This is a genomic window from Chthoniobacter sp. (assembly GCF_040003245.1).
Taxonomy (GTDB): domain Bacteria; phylum Verrucomicrobiota; class Verrucomicrobiia; order Chthoniobacterales; family Chthoniobacteraceae; genus Chthoniobacter.
This window is the reverse complement of sequence record NZ_JBDUCX010000347.1, coordinates 1-5290: the sequence shown is the minus strand read 5'-3', so window position 1 is coordinate 5290 and position 5290 is coordinate 1. Positions and strand designations below refer to the sequence as shown.

Annotated in this window: 7 protein-coding genes; 5 read left to right on the top strand and 2 right to left on the bottom strand. The window is 65.1% G+C overall.

From position 1 onward, the window contains the following. The 3 genes from ABJF10_RS29065 to ABJF10_RS29055 all read left to right on the top strand — a co-directional run. Positions 1-360 (top strand): iron dependent repressor, metal binding and dimerization domain protein (locus tag ABJF10_RS29065; protein ID WP_348548104.1); only part of this gene is annotated, 360 nt, incomplete at its 5' end. Beyond that, positions 350-1270: a hypothetical protein gene (locus ABJF10_RS29060; RefSeq protein ID WP_348548103.1), complete on the top strand. Its 921-nt coding sequence runs from the start codon at positions 350-352 to the stop codon at positions 1268-1270. The genes ABJF10_RS29065 and ABJF10_RS29060, both read left to right, overlap by 11 nt. An 11-nt stretch (positions 1271-1281) precedes the next feature. Beyond that, on the top strand, positions 1282-1761 hold the full coding sequence (locus tag ABJF10_RS29055; RefSeq protein ID WP_348548102.1) for a hypothetical protein: 480 nt from the start codon (positions 1282-1284) through the stop codon (positions 1759-1761). A 102-nt stretch (positions 1762-1863) separates the two neighbouring features. Here the strand turns inward: ABJF10_RS29055 and ABJF10_RS29050 are convergent, their stop codons facing one another. Next, positions 1864-2085, bottom strand: coding sequence for a type II toxin-antitoxin system RelE/ParE family toxin (locus ABJF10_RS29050; RefSeq protein ID WP_348548101.1), 222 nt, complete (start codon positions 2083-2085; stop codon positions 1864-1866). After that, entirely contained in the window at positions 2082-2291 is a 210-nt protein-coding gene (locus ABJF10_RS29045; protein WP_348548100.1) for a hypothetical protein, read from the bottom strand. The genes ABJF10_RS29050 and ABJF10_RS29045 overlap by 4 nt, the downstream gene beginning before the upstream one ends. 87 nt (positions 2292-2378) lie before the next feature. Between ABJF10_RS29045 and ABJF10_RS29040 the strand changes: the two genes are divergently transcribed. Next, the gene (locus tag ABJF10_RS29040; protein WP_348548099.1) at positions 2379-3752 is read left to right on the top strand and encodes an MFS transporter; all 1374 of its coding nucleotides are present in this window, start codon (positions 2379-2381) and stop codon (positions 3750-3752) included. A 45-nt stretch (positions 3753-3797) separates the two neighbouring features. After that, the gene (locus ABJF10_RS29035) at positions 3798-5192 is read left to right on the top strand and encodes a glycosyl hydrolase family 79 C-terminal domain-containing protein (RefSeq protein WP_348548098.1); all 1395 of its coding nucleotides are present in this window, start codon (positions 3798-3800) and stop codon (positions 5190-5192) included. The last annotated feature ends 98 nt before the right edge of the window (positions 5193-5290 follow it).

The window sequence follows — 5290 nt, the reverse complement described above, 5'->3', positions numbered from 1 at the left end:
ACCAAGGGCTACGCCCGCGTGGTGGACATCGCCCAGAGCCTGAAGATCTCCCAGGCGAGCGTGACGAACATGGTGCAGCGGCTCGATGCCGAGGGTCTGCTGAAGTACGAAAAGTACCGCGGCCTCGCCCTGACCACCGCCGGCGAGGCCCTGGCCCGCAGCATCACCCGGCGGCACCATCTGCTCACGGACTTCCTCAAACTCCTTGGCCTCGACGACGAGGTGATCTATCACGATGTGGAAGGTATGGAACATCACATCAGCCCGCCCACGCTGCGCGCCATCGAAGCGCTCACCCACCAGCTCCAGCGGCACCCCGCGCTGCTCGCCAAAGTGCGCAAGGAGATCGATGAAAATTGAGAAGACGACTTTTGGCGGGTGGACGAACTGTCTCCGCCTGGCGAACGAGCACGCGGAGCTGATCATCACGCTCGACGTCGGCCCCCGCGTCATTTCCTACCAGCATCTGCCCGGCGGCAAGAACGTGCTCAAGACGAACGCCGAGGAACTCGGCCAGAGCGGCGAGGACGCCTACCGCGCCCGCGGCGGCCATCGCCTCTGGCTCGCGCCGGAAAATGAGCGCACGTATTTCCCGGATAATTCGCCCGTGACCTACGAACTGCTGCCCAACGGCGTGCGGCTCGAGAACGAAGCGGTCGCGCCGTGGCACATCAAGAAATCCTTGATCGTCACCCTCGCCGAGGATTCCTCGGAGGTGAAGCTCGAGCATCGCGCCACCAATGCGGGCACCGCGCCGGTCACGCTCGCGACCTGGGGCGTCACCACGATGGAGGCGGGCGGATTGGAGATCATCCCGCGCCCGCCGATGTCCCCGCATGCCCGCAACGTGCAGCCCAATCGCCAGCAAGTCCTGTGGCCCTACACGGACACCGCGGACGACCGCTGGCGCTGGGGCCGCGAATTTATCACCCTGCGGCAAACGCCGCACAGCGCACCGACCAAGCTCGGCCTGCGCCACCAGATGAAATGGATCGGCTATCTCACCCGCAGCGTGTTGTTCATCAAGCTCGTCGAGTTTGAAGAAGGCGCCACGTATCCCGATTTCGGCTGCAATTTCGAGACTTTCAGCAACGCCAACATGCTGCAGATCGAAACGCTCAGCCCCCTGCGCACGCTCGCCCCGGGCGAATCGGTCGGCCACGGCGAATCGTGGCGTTTGTTCGGTTCCATCCCGGAGCCCAATTCCCTCAAGGAAGACGCGCTCTCCGATTGGATCGAGCCCTTCCTCGGCAAACTCGGCCTGCTTTGAAAACTTCATCCATGACACTCCGGCGCTCTCTCGCTCTCGCACTGCTCTTCACCCTGATGACGCTCTTCTCCGGCTGCGCCACGGCCGACCCGAACCTACAGACCCGTCAGACCATGCTCGCCGAGATCAAGGCGGAGCCACCGGGCGATTACTTCATCGCGCGGCGCTATTACAAGGTGGACTACAAATTCTGGGGCTACATCCGCAAGCCCGGCCAGGACTGGAGCGCCGCGCGCATGGTCATGCTCAACGAGCAGCAAAAACTCGCGCCCGACCGGGAGCTCGGCAAGATCGGCAGCGACAACGGCTACGAATACAAGTTCTACGGCAATTTCTCCGGCGAGACGGTTTACGAGCCGGCCAGCAACGGCTTCTACCCCGAGTTCGTGCTCAAGGGCTACGAGCTGAGAAATGTCTCCCCGGCCTCCATTTTCAAGGGCGTGACCGGCGCTCTCGATCCGCAGCGGCGCGTCATCGCCAAGCCGTACTAAGCCGCAGCGGCTACCCTACAGCCGTTCGCGCCAGCGGCTCTCATGCATGGCGGCATGCGATACAGCCACGACCACCACGGTTTGTTCCGCCTCATCCACACGCTAGATGATCCGGTAGGGAAAGCGTTCGGGGTAACGCCAACGGATGTGCTTCGTCCGGTGCCGGCGTGAATTGAGGAACGGATTCGCCGCCAACTTGGGAAGCACCCGCGCCACTTCCTGGACAAACTCGTTTCCGAGGCCGGGGCGTTGGCGCTCATACCACTCCGCCGCCTCGTCGATATCCGCGCGAACTTCCGGCCGAATGTCGACTCGCCAACTCACACAGGATACCGGGCTTGCAACTGGGCAAGAAAATCGTCGAGAGGAATGGCCGTCCCAGGGTCGCGGTCGTGATCGGCCAGCCGCTGTTCGACGAGTGCTTCCGTTTCCGCCGACAACGCATCGAGCTCCAACGCTCGCTCGGCGACGCGCAACCGCTCCTGTGGACTCAAGTGAGGGAGTTCATCGAGAATCTGGCTGATACTCATGCCCGACCTTATCGCGGACGCTGGAAATGGCAAGGTGCGCTCCTGCCTTGCACGGCGAAACGGGCTCCGCTGTGATGGCCGGTCTTCATGCCGCTCGATCCTCTCGCCCCGACTGCGCTCTCCGAGCAAGAGCTCGAGATGTCGATGCGGAAGAATGTCGCTGCCGGTGCGCTGGGCACGGTGTGGCTGGTGGCGGTCTACGGGCTGCCGTTGCCCCTGTTCATGCAGGCCATTCATGCCACCGGTTTTCAACTCGGGCTGATGGGTGCGGTGCGGCAGGCGGCGATGTTCACGCAATTGCCGTCGGCCTTTTTCGTCGAGCGGCTGCACCGGCGCAAACCATTCTGGGCCACCATCGCCTCGACCCACCGCGCACTATGGCTCGTCCCCGCGTTTTTGCCGCTGCTCTGGCCCACGGGCGAAGCGCATTGGGTGGTGGTGATCATCGTCGCACTCGGGTTGAGCGATTGCCTCGGTAATGCCAGCACCGCCCCGTGGCTGAGCTGGATGGCAGATCTTCTACCGGCCGGACGCGCCGGGCGATTCTGGGGCGGCCGGCAACGCCTCCTTTCCATCGTGGTCCTCATCGCCGCGCTTTCCTTCGGTTGGATTCTCGACAAAGCCGGCCAGACCCAGGGCAGCCTGCTCGGCTTCACCGTAGTGTTTTCCATCGCGGCGATTTTTGGCCTCGGCGACATCGTCGTTCACTCTGGCGTCATCGAGCCGGCGCCGCTGCGCAGCGCCCCCGGCCAATCGCCGTGGAAACGCCTCCTCGTGCCGTTGCGCAGCCGCGATTTCCGGCGCGTGACCCTCGCCATGGGCGCCTGGATGGCCGCGCTGGCCCTGCCCGGTTACTTCAATGGCACGCCGGGATTTTTCAACGTCGTCTATTTGCACGAAGCCTTTGACGCCACCTACTCCGAAGCCTCGTGGCTCATCCTGGCGTCAGCGCTGGGGGCAGTCATGTGGTCGCACCCCATCGGCCATCGCATCGATCGCTTTGGCGCGCGCGCGGTGGCCATGTTTCTCGTCGCCGTCGGCCCCCTGTTCACGCTCATGTGGTTCTTTGCCTCGCCCACGCGGGTGTCGCTGCCGTTCATCGGCCCGGTGCCGCAGCCGGTCCTGCTCATGAGCGCGGCGTCGTTGATCATCGGCGGCTTTTACGCCGGCATGCAGCTTTGCCAATTGCGCCTCACGCAAGCCCTCACCCCGAATACCGGCCGCACCGTGGCCATGGCCGTGCACTGGTCCACGGCCGGCGTGATCGGCTCCATCGGCGCGCTCACCGGCGGCTGGATCAAGGACCACATGCCCCTGGCCTGGAGCACCTGGAACGTCCCCGGCGGCGCGGCATTTTCCTATTTCCACGTGCTCATCCTCCTGCAAGTGCTCCTCGCCTGGGGCGTGGCCTTGCCGCTGCTCGCCAGCGTGCATGAGGGACGGCGCGCGGAGATCGTGTGACGCCTCGCGATTGATGAAAGCGCGCCGCCCAGTCAGCATCGCGCCGTGAAACCGCTTCTCCCCATCCTCCTCGCGTGCGTCGCGGCGGCGGTGCACGCACAGTCTCCCACGCCCACCGAACGGGTGCGCCTCCAGGTCGATCCACAGACGGTCGTCGCCGCCCTGCCGGACGACTTCATCGGCTTCGGTTACGAAACTTCCGCCCTGGCCCGCGTGGGATTTTTCAGCGCCGGCCATGCGCACCTCATCCAGCTCTACCGCACGCTGGGCCCGCACGGTCTGGTGCGCATCGGCGGCATCATCGGTGATCACACCCACTTCGAGCCGCAGGGAACGCCCGTGCCGCACACCGCGCAAGACACCACCGTGATCAACCGCGCGGTGCTCGCGGACCTCGGCGCATTTTTGCGGGCCACCGGCTGGCAGGCGATGTGGACGCTCAACCTCGGCACCGGCTCGAAGGAGGAAGCGGCCGAAGAGGCGCTCGCCGTGCAAGCGGCGCTGGGCGACCGGCTGCACTCGTTCGAGATCGGCAATGAGGTCGACATGCTCAAGAAATTCGACGGCTACGCCAGCTACCATGCGGCCTATCTCGAGTACAAAGCAGCGGTCCGCGCCGCGCTGCCCGGCGCCGTTTTTTCCGGCCCCGACTCCGCGGCCAATATGGAGTGGTCCCTCAACTTCGCGCGCACGGAAGCCAGGGACATGCGGCTGCTCATCCACCACTACTATCGCGGCGGCGCGAGATCCCCGGAGGCCACCATCGAGACGCTGCTCGGCCCGCACCCGGCATGGGACACAAAATTGCAAAAGCTCCACGACGCGTGCGCCGGGAACGGCATCGCCTTCCGCATCAACGAAGTGAATTCCTTCTTCGGCGGCGGCAAGCCCGGGGTCAGCGACACCTTCGCCTCCGCGCTCTGGTGCCTCGACTACATGTTCCGCGTGGCGTCCTACGGCGGCGCGGGCGTGAACCTGGAAACCGATGTGAACCAGATCGGCTTCGTGAGCCATTACTCGCCGATTTTCCGCGACGAAAGCGGCGACCTCAGCGCCCGCCCCGAGTACTACGGCATGCTCGCCTTCTCGCTCGCCGGCCACGGCAGCCTGGTAAAACTCACGACCAGCGAGCATGCGCTGAATCTCACTGCCTACGCGACGCAGCACCCCTACGGCGCCCTGTGGATCACGATCATCAACAAGGACCTCGCGCTCGCGGCCAACGTGGAGCTCACCCTGCCCGAGGGACGCGCGACCGCCGAAGCCTTCCGCCTCACCGCGCCCTCCGCGCAGAGCAAGAGCGACGTCACCCTCGCCGGGGCGCCCGTCGCCGCCGACGGCACCTGGACCCCGCACGAGCCGGAGAAGATCTCAGTCGTCGGTCGCATCGCGTCGTTCCCTGTGCCCGCGGCCAGCGCGGTCCTCGTGCGACTGCGCTGATGTAAGGCGCGTGTCCCCACGCGCCGGGAGACCCCCTATCGCGGTCATTCTGAGCGGAGTGTAACGGAGTCGAAGAACCCCGTCGCTCTACCAAAGAT